General features: G+C 70.5%; 19 protein-coding genes. 11 read left to right on the top strand and 8 right to left on the bottom strand.

Annotated features, from left to right (window positions below; all coding sequences use genetic code 11):
• Positions 1–107: 107 nt before the first annotated feature.
• Together ASF44_RS25765 and ASF44_RS25760 are read left to right on the top strand one after the other, a co-directional pair.
• On the top strand, positions 108–332 hold the full coding sequence (locus ASF44_RS25765; protein WP_056902134.1) for an addiction module protein: 225 nt from the start codon (positions 108–110) through the stop codon (positions 330–332).
• Entirely contained in the window at positions 329–622 is a 294-nt protein-coding gene (locus ASF44_RS25760) for a type II toxin-antitoxin system RelE/ParE family toxin (protein ID WP_056902133.1), read from the top strand. Before ASF44_RS25765 ends, ASF44_RS25760 begins: the two co-directional genes overlap by 4 nt.
• A gap of 30 nt (positions 623–652) precedes the next feature.
• Here the strand turns inward: ASF44_RS25760 and ASF44_RS25755 are convergent, their stop codons facing one another.
• Positions 653–1,504, bottom strand: coding sequence for an alpha/beta fold hydrolase (locus tag ASF44_RS25755; protein WP_056902132.1), 852 nt, complete (start codon positions 1,502–1,504; stop codon positions 653–655).
• Between the two features lie 91 nt (positions 1,505–1,595).
• On the opposite strand from ASF44_RS25755, the gene ASF44_RS25750 reads away from it, so the two are divergent.
• The gene (locus ASF44_RS25750) at positions 1,596–3,479 is read left to right on the top strand and encodes a bifunctional UDP-sugar hydrolase/5'-nucleotidase (protein WP_056902131.1); all 1,884 of its coding nucleotides are present in this window, start codon (positions 1,596–1,598) and stop codon (positions 3,477–3,479) included.
• A gap of 22 nt (positions 3,480–3,501) precedes the next feature.
• Here the strand turns inward: ASF44_RS25750 and ASF44_RS25745 are convergent, their stop codons facing one another.
• The 6 genes from ASF44_RS25745 to ASF44_RS25720 all read right to left on the bottom strand — a co-directional run bounded on the left by ASF44_RS25745 (position 3,502) and on the right by ASF44_RS25720 (position 9,820).
• Complete coding sequence (locus ASF44_RS25745) at positions 3,502–5,631, bottom strand: GAF domain-containing protein (RefSeq protein ID WP_056902130.1); 2,130 nt, start codon at positions 5,629–5,631, stop codon at positions 3,502–3,504.
• Complete coding sequence (locus ASF44_RS25740) at positions 5,621–6,208, bottom strand: biliverdin-producing heme oxygenase (protein WP_156374705.1); 588 nt, start codon at positions 6,206–6,208, stop codon at positions 5,621–5,623. Before ASF44_RS25740 ends, ASF44_RS25745 begins: the two co-directional genes overlap by 11 nt.
• A gap of 184 nt (positions 6,209–6,392) precedes the next feature.
• Positions 6,393–7,247 carry an NADPH-dependent 7-cyano-7-deazaguanine reductase QueF gene (gene queF / locus ASF44_RS25735; RefSeq protein WP_056902128.1) on the bottom strand — a complete coding sequence of 285 codons (855 nt, stop codon included), beginning with the start codon at positions 7,245–7,247 and terminating at the stop codon, positions 6,393–6,395.
• A complete protein-coding gene (locus tag ASF44_RS25730; RefSeq protein WP_056902127.1) occupies positions 7,234–8,097 on the bottom strand; it encodes a 2OG-Fe(II) oxygenase in 864 nt (287 codons plus the stop codon). The genes queF and ASF44_RS25730 overlap by 14 nt, the downstream gene beginning before the upstream one ends.
• Before the next feature lie 25 nt (positions 8,098–8,122).
• Positions 8,123–8,896 (bottom strand): peroxide stress protein YaaA, encoded by a 774-nt coding sequence (gene yaaA, locus ASF44_RS25725; RefSeq protein ID WP_056902126.1) that lies wholly within the window; start codon positions 8,894–8,896, stop codon positions 8,123–8,125.
• A gap of 60 nt (positions 8,897–8,956) precedes the next feature.
• On the bottom strand, positions 8,957–9,820 hold the full coding sequence (locus ASF44_RS25720; RefSeq protein ID WP_056902125.1) for an amidohydrolase family protein: 864 nt from the start codon (positions 9,818–9,820) through the stop codon (positions 8,957–8,959).
• 104 nt (positions 9,821–9,924) lie between these two features.
• Between ASF44_RS25720 and ASF44_RS25715 the strand changes: the two genes are divergently transcribed.
• The 7 genes from ASF44_RS25715 to ASF44_RS25685 are packed head-to-tail and all read left to right on the top strand — an operon-like array spanning position 9,925 to position 18,387.
• Positions 9,925–10,698, top strand: coding sequence for a crotonase/enoyl-CoA hydratase family protein (locus ASF44_RS25715; RefSeq protein WP_056902124.1), 774 nt, complete (start codon positions 9,925–9,927; stop codon positions 10,696–10,698).
• A 26-nt stretch (positions 10,699–10,724) separates the two neighbouring features.
• Complete coding sequence (locus tag ASF44_RS25710) at positions 10,725–12,614, top strand: feruloyl-CoA synthase (RefSeq protein ID WP_056902123.1); 1,890 nt, start codon at positions 10,725–10,727, stop codon at positions 12,612–12,614.
• Positions 12,615–12,624: 10 nt separating this feature from the next.
• Positions 12,625–13,389 (top strand): SDR family NAD(P)-dependent oxidoreductase, encoded by a 765-nt coding sequence (locus tag ASF44_RS25705; RefSeq protein WP_056902122.1) that lies wholly within the window; start codon positions 12,625–12,627, stop codon positions 13,387–13,389.
• A gap of 22 nt (positions 13,390–13,411) precedes the next feature.
• Positions 13,412–14,401: a tripartite tricarboxylate transporter substrate-binding protein gene (locus tag ASF44_RS25700; RefSeq protein WP_056902121.1), complete on the top strand. Its 990-nt coding sequence runs from the start codon at positions 13,412–13,414 to the stop codon at positions 14,399–14,401.
• A gap of 28 nt (positions 14,402–14,429) precedes the next feature.
• The gene (locus tag ASF44_RS25695) at positions 14,430–16,136 is read left to right on the top strand and encodes a tannase/feruloyl esterase family alpha/beta hydrolase (protein WP_056902120.1); all 1,707 of its coding nucleotides are present in this window, start codon (positions 14,430–14,432) and stop codon (positions 16,134–16,136) included.
• Positions 16,137–16,159: 23 nt separating this feature from the next.
• Positions 16,160–17,869: an acyl-CoA dehydrogenase family protein gene (locus tag ASF44_RS25690; RefSeq protein WP_056902119.1), complete on the top strand. Its 1,710-nt coding sequence runs from the start codon at positions 16,160–16,162 to the stop codon at positions 17,867–17,869.
• A gap of 17 nt (positions 17,870–17,886) precedes the next feature.
• Positions 17,887–18,387, top strand: a complete 501-nt coding sequence (locus ASF44_RS25685; RefSeq protein WP_056902118.1) for a MarR family winged helix-turn-helix transcriptional regulator — start codon at positions 17,887–17,889, stop codon at positions 18,385–18,387.
• Between the two features lie 25 nt (positions 18,388–18,412).
• On the opposite strand, the gene sodC is transcribed toward ASF44_RS25685, so the two are convergent.
• The gene (gene sodC / locus ASF44_RS25680; RefSeq protein WP_056902117.1) at positions 18,413–18,934 is read right to left on the bottom strand and encodes a superoxide dismutase family protein; all 522 of its coding nucleotides are present in this window, start codon (positions 18,932–18,934) and stop codon (positions 18,413–18,415) included.
• A 237-nt stretch (positions 18,935–19,171) separates the two neighbouring features.
• Between sodC and ASF44_RS25675 the strand changes: the two genes are divergently transcribed.
• Positions 19,172–22,051, top strand: a complete 2,880-nt coding sequence (locus tag ASF44_RS25675; RefSeq protein WP_056902116.1) for a valine--tRNA ligase — start codon at positions 19,172–19,174, stop codon at positions 22,049–22,051.
• The last annotated feature ends 44 nt before the right edge of the window (positions 22,052–22,095 follow it).

Raw genomic sequence — 22,095 nt, 5'->3', positions numbered from 1 at the left:
TTCTCTTGCAACCGATGGTAAGCCGCCCTTGCGCTTGCCCTGCCCTGCACCGTGCACATGCCATCTGTGGCAAGCTTGACCCACCCGCCACCGCGCCTCATCACGCCATGTCCATTCCGCTCGAATCCCTGGAGACAGAACTCCTGCGTTTGCCGACCGCCGAACGCGCACGCCTGCTCGACCGGGTGGTTGCCAGCCTGGATGCGGACGCCGACCGCGATCGCGCCTGGGATGCCATTGCCGCCAGCCGCGACGCCGAGATCTCCGACGGAACAGCCGCCGAAGTCGATGGGCTCGCGTTCACGGCGCAGCTGCGCGAAGAATTGAAGTGAGCTTCACGCTGCATCGCGCAGCGGGGCAGGACTTGGCCGAGGCCGCCCGCTTCTACCGGCATGAGGCTGGACGCGGCGTTGCACTGCGCTTCCTGGCCGAATTCGACAGGGTGGCCCTGCTTCTGGCCCGCGAGCCGGGCCTGGGAACGCCCACCAGCGAAGAACGACGCTGGTTTCCGATGCATGGGTTTCCCTATTCCCTGATCTACCGCGAGGCCGACGCGGGCGTGCGGATTCTGGTCATCAGACACCAGCACCGCGATCCGGCCTACGGCAGCACACGCCGCTGAGCGAAGGCCAGCGGTGCGCCACGCGCCGCCTCAAGCCCGCAGCACCTGCGCCAACGCGGCATCGAACGCCGCGGGCCGCTCGTACTGCACCCAGTGCCCCGCATCGTCGACCAGCGTCAGCCCCTGGAACCGCGGGCCCCGCGCAAACGCCTCGGCCAGCCGGTCCATGCGGCCGCTGTAGAGCACGTCCTCGCGACCGTAGATCGCCCAGACCGGGCAGCGCACCTGTTGCAGCGCGTCCTTGAGCGCCTCGGTGCGCGCCAGCCGGCGCCGCTGCATGCGGTCGCGCACCACGTTGGCGGTGTGCAGGGCCAGCGCGAGCGCGTCGATGGCCTCGGGCCGGTACAGCATCAGCACCGCGAGGTTGTGGCGGTGCACGGCCGCGCGTGCGGCGTCATCGTCCAGGTGGCGCCAGCCGCGCAGCACGATGGCGCCGGCATCGGACACGCCCATGGCGGGCGCGCCGACCAGCACCAGCCGCGCCGCGCGCGCCGGATGCGCCGCCGCGAGCAGGCCGGCCGTGAGGCCGCCGAACGAGAAGCCGACCAGGTCGCAGCGCTGGGCGCCCAACAGTTCGGCCAGGCCCTGCTCCAGAGCAGGTGCCACGTCGTCGGCATCGCCGCCGCCCGGCGGGCGCGCGGAGTCGCCGAAGCCCGGCAGGTCGGGCACCAGCACCTGGCGGCCCGAGGCGACCAGCGCGTCGATGTTGCGCACCCAGTGCATCCAGCTGCCGCTGCCTCCGTGCAGCAGCACCACGGGACCGGCGGCACCGGCATCGGCAGGGCCCCAGCGGTGCCACTGGATGTGGCCATCGCCGCACGGCGTCTGCAGGGCTTGGGCGGCGGCCTGAAGCCGCGGGATCGGATCGGGAAGAACGGACATCGCCGGTTTATACCGCCGGGCCTTTCACGCCCATGTCACCGGCGCTCACGAACATGACGGCTTTCCTCTTTCCGAACGATCTGGAGTGGCGATGACGATGTGGCGAAAAGCGATGGTGGCCTCGGCAGTGGCGGGCGTGTTGGCAGGCTGCGGCGGGTCCGATGACGACGGCAAGCCGATGGACCTGACCATCCTGCACATCAACGACCACCATTCCACGCTGGAGAGCAAGAGCAAGACGCTGCAGCTCTCGGCCGGCGGTGCCGCACCGCAGGCCGTGACCGTGGACGCCGGTGGCTTTCCGCGCGTGACGGCCGCCATCGCGGAACTGGCGGCGCAGTCGCCCAACGTGCTCAAGCTGCACGCCGGCGATGCCCTGACGGGCACGCTCTACTTCAACCGCGCAGGCGCCGACGGCGAGGCCGACGCCGCCATGATGAACACGGTGTGCTTCGATGCCTTCACGCTGGGCAACCACGAGTTCGACAAAGGCGACAGCGGGCTCAAGGGCTTCATCGACCGCCTGCACGCGGGCAGTTGCAAGACGCCGGTGCTGAGCGCCAACGTGCGGTTCGGCGCCAACTCGGCACTGAACGCGAGCCGCGCGCCGGGCCTGGTCAACGCGTCCACGGTGGTCGAGCGCGGCGGCCAGAAGATCGGCATCGTCGGCCTGACGATCGCCGGCAAGACCAAGGCATCGTCCAGCCCCGACGCGGACACGACTTTCGAGGACGAGGCCGTGGCCGCGCAGCGCGAGATCGACAGGCTGCGCGCGCAAGGCATCGACAAGATCATCGTGATGAGCCACATCGGCTACCAGTACGACCAGCAGGTCATCGCCAAGCTGTCGGGCGTGGACGTGGTGGTGGGCGGCGATTCGCACACGCTGCTGGGCCCGGACCCGCTGGGCACCACCGGCGTGGGCACGCCGGGCGGCGCCTACCCCACGCGGCTGGCCGACAAGGACGGCAAGAACGTCTGCCTGGTCCAGGCCTGGGAGTACGCGCAGGTGGTCGGCGAGCTCAAGGTCAGCTTCGACGCCAAGGGCGAGGTCACCGCCTGCAACGGCACACCGCACGTGCTGATCGGCGACAACTACAAGCTGGGCAGCGCCGATGCCACCGCGGCCCAGCGCACGGCGATCGCCGCCAGCGTGGCGGCCACCGGCTTCCTGCGCGTGACGGCGCCCCAGGCCGCGGCCACGGCCGTGCTGCAGCCGTTCAAGGACAAGGTGGCAGTGTTCAACCAGACCCGGGTGGCGGTGGCGCCGCAGGAACTGTGCTCGCGCCGCGTGCCGGGCGGCCCGGGCTCGCCCGACTACAGCCGCTCCAGCGCGGCCTGCACCGCCGAGGGCAGCGTGGGCGTGCGCGGCGGCGACATCCAACAGCTGGTGGCCCAGGCCTACCTGGAGGTCGCGAACAGGAACTATGGCGGCGCCGACATCACGCTGCAAAGCGGCGGCGGCGTGCGCGTCCCGCTGCTGGACACGGTGACGGCGGCGCAGGCGATCCAGGTGCTGCCGTTCGGCAACATGCTGTTCCGCCTCGACGTGACGGGCCAGGAGGTCAAGGGCATGCTCGAAGACGGCCTGGAGGCGGTCTACGGCACGGGTGGATCGACCGGCCCCTACCCCTACACGGGCGGCATGCGCTTCGACGTGAACGCCACCGCGGCATTCGGCAACCGCGTGACCGGCATCGAGGTGCGCGACCAGGCCACCGGCAACTGGGTGGCGCTGGACGTGGGCAAGAGCTACCGGCTGTTCGTGCTGAGCTTCAACGCGACAGGCGGCGACGGCTACAAGACGTTGGCCGCCGTGCCGGCCGCGCGCCGCCTGGACATCGGCGTGCTCGACGCCGATGTGTTCTTCAGCTACATCGAAGGCCTGCCCAAGGACACGGCGACCGGCCTGCCGGTGCTGGCTCGCCTGCCGCACGGCCTGTACAGCACCAAGTCGTTCACCGGCCCGAACTGAGCCCGCGCCGACCGCCGCCAGCCTATGCCGGCAGCCTGAGCGTGAAGACCACGTAGGGCTCGGCGTAGGCGTGTTCGAGTTCGCCGCCGTGCGCACGCGCGATCTGGCGCGCGATGTACAGGCCCAGCCGCAGGCCGTCCGCGCTGGACCCCAGGCCGGCAGCGCCCGGATGGAAGGGGTCGAACAGCGCGGCCAGCACGGGGGCCGCGATCTCGGGCCCCACGTTGCTGACGTCCAGCACGACGGCGCCGCCCTCGTGGCGCAACTGCACCACCACCGCTTCGTCCGGCGTGCCATGGCGCGCGGCATTGCCGACCAGGCAGGCCAGCAGCTGGCGCAGGCGCGCGGCATGTCCGTTCAGCAGCAGGCTGCGCGGCACCTCGCGGATGAAGCGCTGCGCCGGCTGCGCGGCCTGCGTCTCGTCGACCACGGCATGCAGCAGCTGCGCGAGGTCCACGGGCGCCAGCGGCAGATCCAGGCCGGTGCCGCCGCGCACGCGCGCTGCATCGAGCACCTGGGCCACCAGGCGCTGCATGCGGCCGCCGGCCGGGTCGGGGTCCACGGGCTGGGGCACGTCGCCATCGACGCCCGCGCTCAGCAGCGCCAGCAGGTGGCTGCGCGCGCGGTCCAGGTCGGCGCCACGCGCCGCGCTGGCGCGCGCCAGTTCGCTCAGCAGCGGCCGCGCGATCTCCAGATCGGTCTCGCTCCAGGGCACGCAGCGGCCGCGCACGGTTTCCTTCCAGACGTCGAAGCTGCCCCGCGGCGTGAGCCGCGGCCCCAGCGGGCCATGGCTGTATTCCTTGTCGGGCCGGCCGCCCCAGGCGATGGTCTCGACCTGCTCCTTGCGCAGCAGCACGAGCCAGCCGTCGGCGGCATCGGAAAAGCGCAGCGCCAGGAGGCCGCACCAGCTGCCCAGGGCCTCGCGCAGCGCGGGCGGCATGCCGTCCAGGCTGTCGCACAGCCACATCCCGCCCTGCAGCGGCAACTGCGCGGCCAGGAAAGGCAACAGCTCGCGCGCCGCCTCCACGGAGACACCGGTAGCCGCCAGCACGCGGCCGCGCTCGGCCAGCACCAGGCCGTGGGCCTCGAACATGCCGGTCAGCGCGTCGGCTTCGCGTACCAGGGCCTGCACGCCGTCCTCGGCGTGCAGCAGCGTCTCGATGGCGCGCGCGCGGGCACCCGCGGCAGCGGCCAGACGGGCGGCACTGGCGCGCGCCAGCGCGGTCTGCACGTCGGCCGCCAGCACATGGGCCAGCACGTCGCAGGCGCTGCGCACGCGGTAGGGCACGTGGCGCGGCTGCATGTGGTGGCAGGCCAGCATGCCCCAGAGCCTGCCCTGCACGACGATGGAGATGCTCATGGACGCGGCCACGCCCATGTTCGACAGGTACTCGATGTGCACGGGCGAGACGCTGCGCAGCACGCTGTGCGAAAGATCCAGCGGCGCCGCGTCCGCGTCCAGCGCTTCGATGGGCACGGCCGTGCTGCCCACGTCGACGATGGTGCGCAGCGTGTTGAGCAGGTACAGGCGGCGTGCCTGCGCCGGGATGTCGCTGGCCGGGTAGCGGCGGCCTGCGAAGGGTTCGAGCGCCGGGTCGCGTGCCTCGGTGACGACGTCGCCGCTGTCGTCGTGGCGGAAGCGGTAGGCCATCACGCGGTCGAAGCCGGTCAGCGCGCGCACCTCTTCGGCGGCCACCGCGAGCAAGTCGTCCACCGTGCGCTGGCGCTTCAGGCGCACCAGCGCGCGGTGGCCCTTGAAGGCATCGTCGGCCAGCAACAGCGCGGCCTCGTCGGCCAGCAGCTCCAGCTCCAGCAGCAATAGCCCGCCCAGGCGGTGGCCGATCAGCTCGAACGGCCGGCCGGCCAGTTCCACCTCGATCGCCACCGGCTGCGATTCCGCGGGCTCGGCCGCCAGGCATTCCTGCACCAGGCCGTGCATGGCGGCGTCGGCAGCGAAACAGGTCTGCGCCAGCGGCTGGCCCAGCGCGGGCGCCGCGGCGCCCAGCATCTGCGCGGCATTGGCACTGCGGTGCGACAGGTGGCCATCGGCACCGAACGCCAGCAGCACGCCGTGCGACTGGATGCGGCCCGGGATGTGGATGGGCTCCCGGTCGCAGTTGGAAAGGCCCAGCGGGGCGCCGTCAACGCGCATCCTGGATCCACCCACTGCGCCGAAAGCGCGCCAACAGGTCTTCGAAGGCCCAGCACGCCGCGGCGCTGGCGGCGGCCACGTCGGCCGGCTCCACGAGCGCGGCGCGCAGCGACTGCAGGAAGCCCTTCCAGTGCGCCGCCGTGCCGGCGCCGCGGCCCTCGAGGTAGCGCAGCGGCACCCGCACGCCGGCGCTGCGCAGGCGCTGGTGCAGCACGCGCCCGCCCAACTGCGAGCCTTCGACCACGTACGCCAGGCCCCATGCGGCGGCCTCGGTCTGCACCGGCGGCCGGGCCTGGCCCGCGGGCTCGCCGGCCAGGCCGGCGTCGGCCAGGTCGGCGCGCAGGGGCTCCAGCAGGTCCTGGCCCCAACCGGCACGCTGCAGCGCCGGCATCAGGTCCGACAGCCAGCCGTGCAGCACGCTCAGGTGTGCGTGGTAGTGGTGCAGGGACTGGGTGGCATCGGCCGGCTGGGCCAGCGGCAGCTGGCTGTCGAGTTGGGCATGCAGCGCCTGTGTGGCGCTGCGGAGCGCCAGCACCGGATCGCCCGATGCAATCGCTCCAATGGCGTCGTTTGGCAAGGAAGAAATCGCCTCCAGGCGATGGGAAATCGTAACGGGGGCGATGTTAATGCGGCCTCCTGCACGGGCCTACATCATTTGATGGGCGCCCCCTGCCGCGCCACAGCCATGCTGCGTACCCGGGACGGGGCCGGCGCTCGGCCCATTGGCTACTGCCTGCTGCCTGCTGCCTACCGCCTGCTGGCTATTGGCGCGCGGTGCGCACGTTGGCCGGCGCCGCGCCCGGGTGGCTGGTGCGCCAGGGGTTGATGTCGAGCCCGCCACGCCGGGTGTAGCGCGCATACACGGTCAGCTTCACGGGCCGGCAGCGGCGCCAGATGTCCATGAAGAAGCGCTCGACGCACTGCTCGTGGAACTCGTTGTGGTTGCGAAAGCTCACGATGTACTGCAGCAGGCCCGCCTGGTCGATCTGCGGCCCCGAGTAGCTGATCTGCACGCTGCCCCAGTCGGGCTGGCCCGTGACCAGGCAGTTGCTCTTGAGCAGTCCGGAGGTCAGCACCTCGGTGACGGGCACCTCGTCGAAGGCGGCCGTCAGCAGCGTGGGGTCGGGTTGGTACTGCGTGCACTCCAGGTCGAGCCGGTCCAGGCTCAGGCCGTCGAGCTCGTGGATGGCCTGCTGGTCGAACTGCTCGGGCAGCAGCACGCGCACGCCCACCGTGGAAGGCGTGGCGCTGCCGCGCCAGACGGCCTCGGAGATGTCGGTGCGCAGGCGTGCGCGCACGGCGTCCACGCTGTCGAACCGGGTGTTGGTGAAGCTGCCGAGGTAGAGCTTGAAGGACTTGCTCTCGACGATGTGGGGCGTCTCGCAGGGGATGGTGAACTGCACCAGCGCCACCTGCGGCTTGCCGCGCGGGTTGAGCCAGCTCAGCTCGTAGGCCGTCCACAGGTCGGCGCCGAAGAAGGGCGGTCTTGCACCGGTGCCGTCGACACCGATCTCGGCGCGCTTCTCGGCACGCGCGATCGGGAACAGCAGCGATGCGTCGTACTGGTCGGCATAGGGCGAGGCCTTGCCGAGCGGGGATTGGTCAGGCGAATTCACGTTCTCTGAGCCACTTGGTGGCGATCCATTTTTCACCGGCCAGCACCGGCGAGCCGCCATGCAGGGTGCGGGTGCTCGGGTGCGGACGGTCGTAACTGAAGAAGACGGCGTTGCCGCGCTTGGGCGCGACCTCCAGGTGCACGTCGGGGAACACGGTGCCGCCGCCGCGCTCGGGCTCGCCCAGGTACATCACGAGCGTGCCCACGCGCTGGCCGCCGCGCTGCAGGATGCTGGGCGTGCCGGGCTCGGCGGGGTCGAAGTAGTCGTAGTGCGGCTTGTACTCCGCGCCCGGGCCGTAGCGCAGGATCTGCAGGCCTTCGCCGTTCTCGAGCGGCCAGCGCAGCAGCACGGCGATGCGTTCCTCGATGCGCGTGATGAGATCGGTCTCGCCGCGCTGGAAGAACATGCCGTCGCTGGTGCGGTCGACGTTGATCTCCTCGCCACCGGTCTTGGTGGCCACGGTACGCGAGCGCGCCATGCGCGGGCGCGCCAGGTCGATCAGCGCCTCGCATTCCTCGTCGGACAACAGGTTGCCGAACACCACGATGCGCGGCTGCAGCTGGGCGCTCAGCACATGCACACGGCGGTCGCCGGCCTGCAGGTACAGCGGGGTGTCGTCCAGCGCGGGCTCGGGCACGGTGGCGGCAGGCGGCAGGCCCGCCGCCTGGGCGCTCTGTTCCAGGTGGTCGCGCAGCGTGCTCTCCATGGCCTCTGCGGCCACGCCCTCGTCCCAGCCGGCATCGCGCATGGCCTTGAGCACCGCCTCGGGTGCGTGGCCGGACTGGGCCTGCTCGACGATCCACTGGCGCAGCTGCGGCGTGATGGCCTGGGTCGGTGCGTTGGCGGACATGCGACTCCTTTTTCGCTTGCAGGGTTCAGCCGGCGCGGCGCCGGAACACCAGGCGGTTCGGCTCCGACACATCGGCGTCGTAGGCATAGCCTTCCAGGTCGAACTGGCGCAGCTTGGCCGGCGTGGCGATACGGTGGGTGATGGCGTAGCGCGCCATGAGGCCGCGCGCGCGCTTGGCGAAGAAGCTGACGACCTTGTAGTGGCCGGCCTTGTATTCCTCGAACACGCACTCCACCACCCGGGCCTGCAGGGTCTTGCGGTCCACCGCCTTGAAGTACTCCTGCGAGGCCAGGTTCACGACCACGGGGTGCTTGCTGCCGGCCAGCTCGCCGTCCAGGAACTCGGCCAGGCGCGGGCCCCAGAACTGGTAGAGGTTGCTGCCGCGTTCGGTGGCCAGCGCCGTGCCCATCTCCAGCCGGTAGGGCTGCATGCGGTCCAGCGGGCGCAGCACGCCGTACAGGCCGGACAGGATGCGCACATGCTTCTGCGCCCAGCGCAGGTCTTCCGCGGGCATGTTGCGCGCGTCCAGGCCGCCGTAGACATCGCCGTCGAAGGCCAGCACGGCCTGGCGCGAATTGCGGACCGTGGAGCGCGGGCTGTGCGCCTGGTAGCGCGCCACGTTGAGCGCAGCCAGCTGGTCGGACAGGTCCATCAGGTCGGCGATCTGCCGCGGCGACTTCTCGCGCAGCACGGCGATGAGCTCGGCCGTCTGCTCGGCGAACAACGGCTGGGTGTGCGAGACCGGCGTGGCCGGGCTTTCGTAGTCGAGCGACTTGGCAGGAGACAGCAGGAACAGCATGCGTGGCGTTGGAGGTGCAACCCGAAATTATCCGGCACGCACCGAAGCCCCCACCAGGCGCTACTTCAACCCCAGCAGCCGCATCGCATTGCCCTTCAGGATCCCCGGCATCACCTCGGGCTTGAACCCCGCCTCCTCCGAGTCCTTGAGCCAGCGGTCCGGCGAGATCAGCGGCCAGTCGCTGGCGAACAGCACGCGGTCCTTGAGCATGGTGTTGGCGTACTGGATCAGCTGCTTCGGGAAATACTTGGGGCTCCAGCCCGACAGGTCGATCCAGACGTTGGGCTTGTGCGTGGCCACCGACAGCGCCTCGTCCTGCCACGGGAAGCTCGGGTGTGCCATGACGATCTGCATGTCGGGGAAGTCGATCGCCACGTCGTCCAGGTGCATCGGGTTGCTGTATTCGAGCCGCAGGCCGCCGCCGCAGCGCATGCCCGAGCCGATGCCGCTGTGGCCGGTGTGGAAGATCGCCGGCAGCTTGTGCTCGGCGATGACCTCGTAGATCGGCCAGGCCATCTTGTCGTAGGGGTGGAAGCCCTGCACGGTGGGGTGGAACTTGAAGCCCTTCACGCCATGCTCCTCCACGAGCCGGCGCGCCTCGCGCGCGCCCATCTTGCCCTTGTGCGGGTCGATGCTGGCGAACGCGATCATGATGTCGCTGTTCTTCTGCGCGGCCTCGGCGATCTCCTCGTTCGGGATGCGCCGGCGGCCCAGCTGCGACTCGGCATCGACGCCGAACATCACGAAGCCGATCTTGCGCTCGCGGTAGAAGTCGATGCTCTCCTGGATGGTCGGCCGGCGGCTGGAACGGAAGTACTTGTCGGCGGCGCGGTCGTACTCCTCGCCGTAGTTGTCGAAAGGGTTCCAGCAGCTGATCTCGGCGTGCGTGTGGGTGTCGATGGCGATGAGGTTGGTGCAGTCCACGAAGGTCTCCGTTCTAAGGGTAAGTACCAGCAATCCGGCGGTCGATTTTGCCTTGATTTGGTTATTTTTCATAACCATAATCGATCCACTCCCAGGACGCAATCATGACCCACCCCGACCTCTCCTTCGAACGCCAGGACGACATCGCCATCGTGCGGCTGAACCGCGCCGCCAAGCGCAACGCGCTCAACGACGGGCTGATCCTCGCGCTGCGCGACACCTTCCAGAACCTGCCCGAGGGCGTGGGCGCGGTGGTCATCGATGGTGCCGGCGAGCACTTCTGCGCCGGGCTGGACCTGTCCGAACTCAAGGAGCGCAATGCCGGCCAGGGCGTGCTGCATTCGCGCATGTGGCACCAGGCGCTGGACTGCGTGCAGTCCGGCCCCGTGCCGGTGATCGCGGCGCTGCACGGCGCGGTGGTCGGCGGCGGGCTGGAGCTGGCCAGCGCCTGCCACATCCGCGTGGCCGACGAGAGCACCTTCTATGCGCTGCCCGAAGGCACGCGCGGCATCTTTGTCGGCGGTGGCGGCTCGGTGCGCATCCCCAAGCTGATCGGCGTGGCGCGCATGACCGACATGATGATGACCGGCCGCGTCTACAAGGCCGAGGAAGGCGAACGCGCCGGCTTCGCCCAGTACCTGGTGCCGCAGGGCCAGGCGCTGACCAAGGCCATCGAGCTGGCCAGGCGCATCGCCACCAACGCCCCGCTGACCAACTACGCGTTGATGCACGCCCTGCCCCGCATCGCCGAGCAGCCTGCCGACCACGGCCTGTTCACCGAAGCGCTGATGGCCGGCATCGCCCAGGACGCACCCGCTGCCAAGGAACGCGTGCGCGCCTTCCTGGAAGGCCGCGCCGCCAAGGTCTCCAAGGACTGACTCCCCTCACTTTTTCGGAGGAAGACATGACGAGAACGAACGAGGCTGCCGCCGGCAGCCAGGGCGCAGCCTTGCCCAAATACCGCGCCCTGGCCTTCGGCGTGACCCGCGCCAGCGTGCGCGTGACCGCCGAAGGCGTGCGCTACGTGCAGGCCGAAGCGCCCCTGCAGCCCTATGCGCACCGCATGACGGACCGGCTGCTGCACTGGGCCGAAGCCACGCCCGAGCGGACCTTCATCGCCCAGCGTGCCCGGCTGCCGGATGGCCGGCGCGGCGACTGGGTGCATGTCTCCTACCGCGAGATGCTGGCCAAGGCCCGCGCCATCGGCCAGGCGCTGCTGGCGCGCGGCGTCTCGGCCGAACGGCCCGTGGCCATCCTGGCGGAGAACGGCATCGACCACGCGCTCGTGGCCTTCGGCTGCCTGCTGGTGGGCGTGCCGCATTGCCCCGTGTCGCCGCCCTATGCGCTGGTCAGCAAGGACTTCGAGAAGCTGCGCCACGTGATGGGCACGCTGACGCCGGGCCTGGTGTTCGCCAGCGACGCGCGCTACGGCGCCGCCATCGCCGCCACCGTGCCGGCCGACGTGGAAGTGGTGCTGGGCGAAGGCCAGTTGGAAGACCGCGCCACGACGCCGCTGGCCGCGCTGCTGGCCACCGTGCCCACGCCCGCCGTCGACGAGGCCATGGCCCACATCCACCCCGGCACCATCACCAAGTTCCTGTTCACCTCGGGCTCGACCAAGAACCCCAAGGCCGTCATCAACACGCACCGCATGTGGTGTGCCAACCAGCAGCAGATGCGCCAGTCCATCCCCGCCCTGGGCGACGAGCCGCCCGTGCTGGTGGACTGGCTGCCCTGGAACCACACCTTCGGCGGCAACCACAACGTGGGCATCGCGCTGGACAACGGCGGCACGCTGTACGTGGACGAGGGCAAGCCCACGCCCGGCGGCATCGCCGAGACGCTGCGCAACCTGCGCGAGATCGCGCCCACGGTCTACTTCAACGTGCCCACGGGCTTCGAGGCGATCGCCGACGCGATGGAGACGGATGCCGCATTGCGCCGCAGCCTGCTGTCGCGCGCCCGCATGTTCTTCTATGCCGGCGCGGCGCTGCCGCAGGCCGTGTGGGACAAGCTGCACCGCATCCAGGAGGCCGAGATCGGCGAACGCCTGGTGATGGGCACCGGCCTCGGGATGACCGAATCCGGCCCGTTCGCGCTGTACATCACGCGGCCCGAAGTGGCCACGGGCGACCTGGGCCTGCCGGCCGCCGGCATGGAGCTCAAGCTCGTGCCGACCGACGGCAAGACCGAGATCCGCTACCGCGGCCCCAACGTGACGCCGGGCTACTGGCGCATGCCGGACGCCACGCACGAGTCCTTCGACGAGGAGGGCTTCTTCAGCACCGGCGACGCCGTGGAGTGGATCGACCCGCAGAACCCGCACCTGGGCCTGCGTTTCGACGGCCGCATCGCCGAGGACTTCAAGCTGGCCACCGGCACCTTCGTGAGCGTGGGCCCGCTGCGCGCGAAGATCACGGCCTACGGCGCGCCCTATGTGCAGGACGCGGTGCTGACCGGCATCAACCTCAAGGAGGTCGGCGCGCTGGTCTTCCCGACGCAGGCCGTGCGCGAGCTGGCCCGGCTGCCGGCCGACGCGCCCATGGCCGAGGTGGTCGCGCACCACGCCGTGCAGGCGCATTTCCAGCATGTGCTGGACAAGCTCGCCGCCGACGCCACCGGCAGCGCCAACCGCATCGCGCGTGCCGTGCTCGTGGCCGAGCCGCCGTCCATCGACAAGGGCGAGGTCACCGACAAGGGCTCGATCAACCAGCGCGCCGTGCTCAAGCACCGCGACGCCGCCGTGCAGGCGCTGCACGGTGGCACCCTGCCCCACACCATCACCCCGCGTTGAGGAGAACCGCATGAAGATCGAAGCTGAGGCCGCACTCGTCACGGGCGGCGCATCGGGCCTGGGCGAGGCCACGGCCCGCGAACTGGCCCGCCTGGGCGCCAGGGTGGCGGTGCTGGACCGCAACCTCGAACGCGCGCAGCAGGTCGCGGCCGAGATCGGCGGCACCGCGCACGCCTGCGACATCGCCGACACCGAAAGCGTGGAGGCCGCGCTCGATGCCGCCGCCGCCGCGCATGGCCCGGCCCGCATCCTCATGAACGTGGCCGGCATCGGTTCGGCCAAGCGCATCGTGGGCAAGGACGGCAAGGCCGCGCCGTTGGCCGATTTCGCCAAGGTGATCGGCGTCAACCTGATCGGCACCTACAACATCAGCCGCTTGTTCGCGGCGCGCTGCGCCAGCCTGGCTCCGCTGGACGGCGGCGAACGCGGCGTGATGGTGTTCACGGCCTCGGTCGCGGCCTTCGACGGCCAGGTCGGCCAGCAGGCCTACAGCGCGTCCAAGGGCGGGCTGGTCGGCATGACGCTGCCGATGGCGCGCGACCTCGCGCAGCACGGCATCCGCGTGTGCACCGTGGCGCCCGGCATCTTCGCCACGCCGCTGCTGCTGGAGCTGCCCGAGCCGGTGCAGCAGTCGCTGGCCGCCGCCATCCCGTTCCCCCCGCGCCTGGGCAAGCCCTCGGAGTTCGCCGAGCTGGCCTGCCACATCGTCACCAACGGCCACTTGAACGGCGAAGTCATCCGTCTGGATGGCGCGCTGCGCATGGCCCCCCGCTGATCCACCCCGAGGAGACAACCGCATGCAACACCGCCGCCACTTCCTGCACACCCTGTCCGGCATCGCCGCCATCGGCGCGCTCTCGCCGCTGTCCGCGCTGGCCCAGGCGCTGGACCAGGTCAAGATCATGTATGGCTTTCCTCCCGGCAGCGCGGGCGACAGCGTGGCCCGCCGCGTGGCCGAGAAGCTGGGCGGCACGCCCTACAGCAAGAACCCGGGCTACGTGGAGAACAAGCCCGGCGCCGGCGGCCGCATTGCCGTGGAATCGCTGAAGGCGGCCGTGGCCGACGGCTCGGTGCTGACGCTGGCGCCAGTCTCGGCGCTGGCCGTGTACCCGCACATCTACCCCAAGCTCAGCTACAAGCCCGAGGAGGTCACGCAGGTCTCCATCGGCGCCATCATGTTCCACGGCCTGGCCGTGGGACCGGCCGTGCCGGCCGAGGTGAAGACGCTGAAGGACTTCCTGGCATGGGCCAAGGCCAATCCCGACAAGGCCAGCTACGGCTCGCCGGGCGCAGGCTCCATGCCGCACCTGCTGGGCGCGCTGCTGGGCATCCGCGCGGGCGTGGACCTCAAGCACGTGCCCTACCGCGGCACCGTGCCCAGCATCACCGACCTGGTCGGCGGCCAGATCGCCGCGGCCATGAACCCCAGCGGCGACTACCTGCAGTACATGAAGACCGGCCGCGTGCGTGTGCTGGCCACCTCGGGCAAGAAGCGCTCGCCCTACCTGCCCGACGTGCCGACCTTCACCGAGCTGGGCTACCCCGACGTGACGTCCGAGGAATGGTTCGGCTTCTACGCGCCCGCCAGGACACCGGCCGCCACCATCGCCGCCGCCAATGCCGCCATCAACACGGCGCTGCACGACAAGACCGTCATCGACGCGCTGGCCATCGTGGGCCTGGTGGCGCACGGCAGCACGCCGCAGGAGATGGCGGCCGACCAGAAGGCAGAGTTCGAGCGCTGGGGTCCGCTCGTCAAGCAGATCGGCTTCACGGCCGAGTCCTGACCCCACCCACCACCACTGGAGGAGACACATGAAGAAAAGCACGATTGCATGGCCATGGCGCGCCATGGGCGCCGCGCTGGCCCCGGCCCTGCTGCTGGGCGCCTGCGGCTCGGGCGACGACGACCTGCCGCAACTGGCCGCGGCGACGTCGGCCCAGCTGCTGTCCTGTGCCGACCTGGCGGGCAAGATCGCCTTTGCCAACACCACCATCACGGCGTCGGAAACCATCGCGGCCGGCACGCTCAAGATCGCCGGCAAGGACGTTCCCGAGCACTGCCGCGTGACCGGGCGCATGTACGACCGCGTGAGCGCCGTGGACGGCCAGAGCTACGCCATCGGCTTCGAGATGCGCATGCCCAGGAGCTGGAACGGCCGCTTCTTCTACCAGGCCAACGGCGGCCTGGACGGCAGCGTGGGCACGGCCAGCGGCGGCATCGGCGGCGGCGGCCCGCTGGACACGGCGCTCAACAAGGGCTTCGCCGTGCTCAGTTCGGATGCGGGCCATGCCGGCTCGCTGGGCCCCTTCTTCGGCCTGGACCCGCAGGCCCGGCTCGACTACGGCTACCAGGCCGTGGGCAAGCTCACGCCCATGGCCCGCAGCGCCATCCAGACCGCCTACGGCAAGGCGCCCGACCGCTCCTACCTGGGCGGCTGCTCCAATGGCGGCCGCCATGCCATGGTGGCCGCCTCGCGCTATGCCGACCAGTACGACGGCATCATCGCGGGCAACCCCGGCACGCGGCTGCCACGCGCGGCCATCGCCAACATCGCGGGCGCCAAGACCTATGCGGCCCTGGCGACGACCGCAGGCAACCTGGGCACCGGCTTCACGCAGGCCGAGCGCGCACTGGTGAGCCAGGCCGTGCTGGCCAAGTGCGATGCGCTCGATGGCGCCAGCGATGGCCTGGTGCAGGACACCGCCGCCTGCCAGGGCGCGTTCGACCTGGCCCGCGACGTGCCGACCTGCAGCGGCGCACGCGACGGCACCTGCCTCAGCGCGGACCAGAAGACCCGCATCGCGTCCCTGTTCAAGGGCGCCACGACGGAAAGCGGCACGAAGATCTACGCCAGCTTCCCGTACGACAACGGCCTGCAGACCACGGGCTGGGCCGGCTGGAAGTTCACGAACTCGTTGAGCTTGGACACGGGCGCGGTGGGTTTCGTCTGGCAGGTTCCGCCAGAGGACCGGGCCAGCTTCAACGGCACCACCTTCGCACTCACGGGCAACCTGGACAGCATGCTGGCCAAGGTGCAGGCCACCAACACCACCTATACCGAGAGCGCGCTGTCGTTCATGCAGCCGGTCGACTACGGCAGGCTGCCCGCGCTCAAGGGCCGCGGCGCCAAGCTGATGGTCTACCACGGCACGGCCGACCCGATCTTCTCGAGCGACGACACGGTGGACTGGTACCGGACGCTGCGCCAGGACAATGGCGGCGATGCGTCCAACTTCGCCCGCCTGTTCCTCGTGCCCGGCATGAACCACTGCAGCGGCGGCCCTGCCACCGACCAGTTCGACATGCTCGACGCGCTGGTGAACTGGGTCGAGAAGGGCCAGGCGCCCGAGCGCATCGTCGCCAGCGCGCGCGGCACCGGCAATGCCGGTGGCGTGAACGCAGACGTCCCGGCCGGCTGGGCCGCCGACCGCTCGCGCCCGCTGTGCCCCTACCCCCAGGTGGCCCGCTACAACGGCAGCGGCAGCCTCGAACTCGCCAGCAGCTTCAGCTGCAAGTAAGCCCCTTCCACACCGAACCGCCCATGGACTACCGCCCCCGCCCCGACGACACCCGTTTTCTGCTGCACCAGGTGTTGGGCGCGGGCGGCCAGTGGCGCGCATTGCCGGCCTTCGCCGAGGTCGACGATGCGCTGGCGGACCAGGTGCTGGAAGAAGCCGGCAAGTTCGTGGCCGAGGCCATCGCGCCGCTGAACCGCGGTGGCGACGAGGCCGGTTGCCGCTTCGAAGGCGGGGCGGTCGCCACGCCGCCGGGCTTTCGCGCGGCCTACCAGGCGTTCCGGCAGGCCGGCTGGCCAGCCCTGTCGGCCGACACGGCCGATGGCGGCCAGGGCCTGCCGGCCGTGCTGCAGGCCGTGCTCTACGAATGGCTGTCGGCCGCCAACCAGGGCTTCACGATGGCGCCGGGCCTGCTGCACGGCGCCTATGAGTGCCTCAGGCACCACGGCAGCGCGGAATTGAAGGCGCGCTACCTCGCCAGGATCGCCACCGGCGAGTGGCTGGCCACCATGTGCCTGACCGAGGCCCACGCCGGCAGCGACCTGGGCCTGGTGCGCACGCGTGCCGTGCCGCAGCCGGACGGCAGCCTGCGCGTCAGCGGCACCAAGATCTTCATCTCGGGCGGCGAACACGACCTCTCAGACAACATCGTGCACCTGGTGCTGTGCAGGCTGCCGGACGCACCGCCCGGCCCCAAGGGCCTGTCGCTGGCCCTGGTGCCCAAGCTGCTGGAGGGCGGCACGCGCAACGCCGCCTTCTGCGACCGCATCGAGGAGAAGATGGGCCTGCACGCCAGCCCCACCTGCGCCATGCGCTTCGACGACGCCCAGGGCTGGCTGGTCGGCGAACCCGGCCGCGGCCTCCACGCCATGTTCGTGATGATGAACGCGGCCCGGCTGCACGTGGCGCTGCAGGGCATCGGCATGCTGGACGCGGCCTGGCAGAAGGCGCATGCCTATGCGGCAGAGCGGCGCCAGATGCGCGCGCCAGGCGCGCCAGGGCCCGAGCCCAGCCCGATTGCCGAGCACCCCGCCATCGCGCGCATCCTGGACACCCAGCGCGCCTGGATCGACGGCGCGCGCCTGCTGGCCTACCGCACGGGCCTGCGGCTGGACCTGGCCCGCCACGCCGAAGACCCCAAGGCCCGCGCCGCCGCCCAGCGCTGGTGCGCGCTGGTCACGCCCGTGCTCAAGGCCGCCTGCACGCAACAGGGCTTCGACGGCGCGAGTGCCTGCCTGCAGGTGTTCGGCGGCCACGGCTACGTGCGCGAATGGGGCATCGAGCAGAACCTGCGCGACGTGCGCGTGGCCATGGTCTACGAGGGCACGAACGAGATCCAGGCCATCGACCTGCTCGTGCGCAAGGTGCTGCCCGATGCGGGCGCCGATTTCAGCGCCATGCTGCTGGAGCTGCGCGACGAACTGGACGCCTCGCGCGAGGCCGATGCGGACGCCCAGCGCCGCCTGGCCCAGCTGCGCTACCTGGCCACCAGCGTGGCGATGGCATCCCAGGCCCGACCGCGCCTGGCCTACGAGGTGGCCGACGACTTCCTGCGCGTGACCGCGCTGGCGCTGCTGGCCTGGGCCTGGGCGCGCATCGAGGCCAGCGCGGCGGGCGACGCGCGCTGGACGCAGCCCGCCGCGGCCTTGCGCCGTTGGGTGCTGCCGGAATTCGACATGCGGCTGACGATGGTCAAGCAGGCGGCGCAGGCCGTGGCCCAGGCGGCGGCTGGCTGAGCGCCACAATCGCCCGCATGGCCCGCGCACGCAAGACTTCGACGCCTCCCGCCCCCTCCACCGCCGAGCCGCTGGACACCAGTGTGCTCGAAGGCCTGATCGGCTACAACGCGCGCCGCGCATCCATCGCCATCGGCGCCATGTTCTTCGAGCGCATGGCGCCTTACGGCCTCACGCAGGCCGACTTCTCGGTGCTGGCGCTGCTCGCGCACAACCCCGGCGCCACCTCGCGCCAGCTTTGCGCCACGCTGGACATCCTGCCGCCCAACTTCGTGAGCCTGATCGCCGCACTGGACCGGCGGGGCCTGATCGAGCGCCGCCCGCACCCGCGCGACGGCCGCGCGGTGGGCCTGCACCTGACGCAGGCCGGCCATGTGCTGGCGCAGGAAACCGAGAAGGTGGTGGTGGAGATGGAGAACGAGGCGGCCGGCCGCCTGAGCGCGCGCGAGCGCGTGACGGTGCAGCGCCTGCTGCAGCGCTTCTACCTGCCCGGCAACGCCGGGGGCGGGGGCCGCTGAAGCCGGCGGCCCGTGCCGCGGCGCTTCAGCCGCCGATCACGCCGCAGGCGATGCGGGCCCCGCCACCGCCCAGCGGCGCCGGGTGGTCGGCGTGGTTGTCGCCGCCCGCATGCACCATGAGCGCGCGCTGGCGCACGTCCGCCAGCTTGAGCCGCGGGCCCAGCACCGGCGCGGTGGCGCTGCCATCGGCCGCGACGAACAAGGGCGGCAGGTCGCCCAGGTGGCCGTCGCCCCAGGGTTCGCCATGCTTCTTGGTGCCTGCGGGGTCCAGGTGCCCGCCGGCGCCCCCTGCCGGCACGACGTTGCCGGCGCTCTCGCTGGGAGCGCACGAGGGGTTCTCGTGCACATGGAAGCCGTGCAGGCCGGGCGGCAGGCCCTTGAGCGCGGGGTAGAAGGCCAGGCCGTAGGGCGTCTCGACGATGCGGACAGTGCCCACGTCGGCGCCGGCGCCCTGCTTCTCGGCGATCTGCAGGGGCACGCTGATCTCGGCGGCCGAGGCCAACGATGCGGCCAGCAGCACGGCGGCTGCAACCATGGTGTGTTTCATCCAAAACTCCTGGGAAGTACGCTGCGAACGATGGGATGGCTGGGTGCCACGCCTGGGCTTGGCATGCGGAACGGCGCCCGCGGCACGGCCTGGCTGGCGGCATGATACGCAGGGTGCCGCCGGCCCGCGGCAGGCATCCCGCCGGTGGCCGGTGGCCGATGCGACACGGCCTAAAATCCCGGCCTTCGCGTTCTGCCCCGCGGCGCCCCACGGACGCCGCCTCCCGTCTGGATTCCCATGAGCGACACCCCCGCACAACCCGGCCTGGCCGACCTGTCCAAGTCCTTCGAACCCGCCGCCATCGAGGCCCATTGGGGCCCCGAATGGGAGCGCCGCGGCCTCGGCGCCGCCGGCGTGCGCGGCACCGGCGTGCCGGATGCGGACGCACCCTCCTTCGCGATCCAGCTGCCCCCGCCCAACGTGACGGGCACGCTGCACATGGGCCACGCGTTCAACCAGACCATCATGGATGCGCTGACGCGCTACCACCGCATGAAGGGCTACAACACGGCCTGGGTGCCCGGCACCGACCACGCCGGCATCGCCACGCAGATCGTGGTGGAGCGCCAGCTGCAGGAGCAGAACATCAGCCGCCACGACCTGGGCCGCCCGAACTTCGTGGCCAAGGTCTGGGAGTGGAAGCAGCAGTCGGGCAACACCATCACCACGCAGATGCGCCGCATGGGCGACAGCGTGGACTGGAGCCGCGAATACTTCACCATGGACGACAAGCTGTCCAAGGTGGTGACCGACACCTTCGTCAAGCTCTACGAGCAAGGGCTGATCTACCGCGGCAAGCGCCTCGTGAACTGGGACCCCAAGCTGCAGTCCGCCGTGTCCGACCTGGAGGTCGAGAGCGAGGAGAAGGATGGCTCGCTGTGGCACATCGCCTACCCATTGGCCGATGGCTCGGGCAGCCTCACCGTGGCGACCACCCGGCCCGAGACCATGCTGGGCGACGTGGCCGTGATGGTGCACCCCGAGGACGAGCGCTACACGCACCTGATCGGCAAGACGGTCATCCTGCCGCTGGTGGGCCGCGAGATCCCGGTGATCGCCGACGACTACGTCGACAAGGCCTTCGGCACCGGCGTGGTCAAGGTGACGCCCGCGCACGACGTGAACGACTATGCCGTGGGCCAGCGCCACAAGCTGCCGATGATCTGCGTGCTCACGCTGCAGGCCACCATCAACGACGAGGCGCCCGAGAAATACCGCGGCCTGAACCGCTTCGTGGCGCGCAAGGCCATCGTGGCCGACCTCGAAGCCCTGGGCGCGCTGGTCGAGACCAAGAAGCACAAGCTCACGGTGCCGGTCTGCACGCGCACCGGCGAGGTGGTCGAGCCCATGCTGACCGACCAGTGGTTCGTGGCCATGACCAAGGTGTCGGAGCAGGACCCCACCGGCAAGAGCATCGCGCAGAAGGCCATCGACGCCGTGAAGAGCGGCGAGGTGCGTTTCGTGCCCGAGAACTGGGTCAACACCTACGACCAGTGGATGGGCAACATCCAGGACTGGTGCATCAGCCGCCAGCTGTGGTGGGGCCACCAGATCCCGGCCTGGTACGACGAGGACGGCAACGTGATCGTGGCGCGCAGCGAGGCCGAGGCCCAGGCGCAAGCGCCCGGCAAGCAGCTGCGCCGCGACGAGGACGTGCTGGACACCTGGTATTCGTCCGCGCTGGTGCCGTTCAGCACCATGGGCTGGCCCGGGCAGACCGACGCGCCCACCGACGACTACAACCTTTACCTGCCCTCCACCGTGCTGGTGACGGGCTACGACATCATCTTCTTCTGGGTCGCCCGGATGATCATGATGACGACGCACTTCACGGGCCGCGTGCCGTTCAAGCACGTCTACATCCACGGCCTGGTGCGCGACGCGCAGGGCAAGAAGATGAGCAAATCCGAGGGCAACGTGCTCGACCCGGTGGACCTGATCGACGGCATCGCGCTGCCCCCGCTGCTGGACAAGCGCACCACCGGCCTGCGCAAGCCCGAGACAGCGCCCCAGGTGCGCAAGAACACCGAGAAGGAATTTCCCGAGGGCATCCCGGCCTACGGCGCGGACGCACTGCGCTTCACCTTCGCGGCGCTGGCCTCGCTGGGCCGCAGCATCAACTTCGACAGCAAGCGCTGCGAGGGCTACCGCAACTTCTGCAACAAGCTCTGGAACGCCACGCGCTTCGTGCTGATGCATTGCGAAGGCCGCGACTGCGGCCTGGCCGAACACACCAAGGAACAGTGCCAGCCCGGCGGCCCGTTCCACGGCTACATGCACTTCAGCCAGGCCGACCGCTGGATCAGCTCGGTGCTGCAGCAGGTGGAGGCCGACATCGCCAAGGGCTTCGCCGAGTACCGGCTGGACAACGTGGCCAATGCGCTCTATGACTTCGTCTGGAACCAGTTCTGCGACTGGTATCTGGAGATCGCCAAGGTGCAGATCCAGACCGGTGGCGAGGCCGAGCAGCGCGCCACACGGCGCACGCTGATCCGCACGCTGGAGGCGATCCTGCGGCTTGCGCACCCCATCATTCCGTTCATCACGGAAGAGCTGTGGCAGAAGGTCGCGCCCGTGGCCGGCCTGCCCGGCGCCTCGGTCAGCGTGGCGAAGTACCCGCAGGCCCAGCCGGCCAAGATCGACGAGGCTGCCATCCAGCATGTGGCCAAGCTGCGCTCGGTGGTGGATGCCTGCCGCAACCTGCGCGGCGAGATGAACGTCTCGCCGGCCACCAAGCTGCCCCTGTACGTCGTGGGCGATGCCGAATTCATGCGCGCGGCAGCGCCGGTGCTGCAGGCGCTGTCCAAGCTGGCCGAGGTCAAGGTGTTCGACGACGAGGCCGCCTGGCATGCCGCGGCCCAGTCCGCGCCCGTGGCCGTGGTGGGCGAGGCCCGGCTGGCGCTGTACGTGGAGGTCGACGTGGCGGCAGAGAAGGCGCGCCTGGGCAAGGAGGCGGCGCGCATCGAGGGCGAAATCGCCAAGGCCAACGGCAAGCTGTCGAACGAGGCCTTCGTCGCCAAGGCACCGCCCGCCGTGATCGACCAGGAACGCAAGCGCGTGGCGGAGTTCTCGGCCACGTTACAGAGGCTTCACGCGCAACTTGTACGATTGGGCTGACACCAGTGCACCGTTCTGGATGGCATATGCATTGCTTGCAGAAC

Origin of the sequence: Pseudorhodoferax sp. Leaf274, from assembly GCF_001422445.1 — a bacterium.
Lineage (GTDB): Bacteria > Pseudomonadota > Gammaproteobacteria > Burkholderiales > Burkholderiaceae_C > Pseudorhodoferax.
The sequence above is the reverse complement of the archived record's forward strand: the minus strand, read 5'-3'. Positions and strand labels throughout refer to the sequence as shown.